Genomic DNA, 952 nt, shown 5'->3' on the forward strand with positions numbered 1-952 from the left:
GCTCAGCGAGTGGCCCCCGGGTGCCGAGCCGCTGCGACCCCGGTTCCTGATCCGCAACCGGGTGATCGCCGTCGGCACCCGGGGCACCGTCGTGGTGGAGGCCTCGGCGCGCAGCGGCGCGACGCAGACCGCGCGGCGAGCCCTCCACGCGAATCGGGTGACCATGGTGGTGCCGGGGCCGGTGACCTCGGCGATGTCCGTCGGCGCACACGAGTTCCTGCGCGAGTTCCCCGGCAAGGCCCGGCTGGTCGCCGGGGTGGCGCACGTGCTGGAGGAGGTGGGCCGGATCGGCGCGGACCTGGCCCCGTTGGCACGCGGGCCGCAGCGGGCCGCCGACACGCTCGACGACGACGCGCGTTCGCTACTGGAGGCGCTGCCCCGCCGGAGCGCGATGGGCGTGGACCGGCTCTCCGCCCGCGCCGGTGTCGACGTACGGACCGCGCTGCGCAAGCTGTCGCTGCTGGAGGAGCTGTCCATGGTGGTCCGTCGTGAGGACGGCTACGCCCTCGCCCCGCCCGCGAAGCCCAAGCGGGCGGCGACATCGGAGACGTCAGGCCCGCCGTGAGGCTGAGCGGATGCGACACGGCTCGCCGGGCGCGGTGATCGCCGGATGCCCGCACACTTCCTGCTCGGGACCCCGGCCAGCTGCCATTGCCGGTACGGTGCCCGGTCATGGGTGCAATCAAGCCGTGGCACATCAGCGTGCTCTGCTGCCTCGCCACGACCGCCGTGCTGGTTGTCGGCGTAGTCGTCTTCCTGATGAAGAAGAGCAACCGCCACCGGTAGGCGAAAGGCGGCACCGTCGGGTCCCGTGACGTGGGCGGACCGGCCGTAGGCTGTGGCCGTGCCAGCTGTCAGTGAGGGTGCCTGTCCCGGTGGACCGGCCAGCGCCCCGGAGCGGCCCCGATGAGCCGCCCCGACCGGAGCACCCGGGCCATGCACCAGGCGCTGC

General features: G+C 73.8%; 1 protein-coding gene. It reads left to right on the forward strand.

From position 1 onward, the window contains the following. On the forward strand, positions 1-565 hold a 565-nt coding region (locus KBX53_RS34255), incomplete at its 5' end, for a DNA-processing protein DprA (protein WP_210863956.1). Between the last annotated feature and the right edge of the window lie 387 nt (positions 566-952).

Origin of the sequence: Micromonospora sp. M51 (genome assembly GCF_018070305.1) — a bacterium.
Classification (GTDB): Bacteria; Actinomycetota; Actinomycetes; order Mycobacteriales; family Micromonosporaceae; genus Micromonospora; species Micromonospora parva.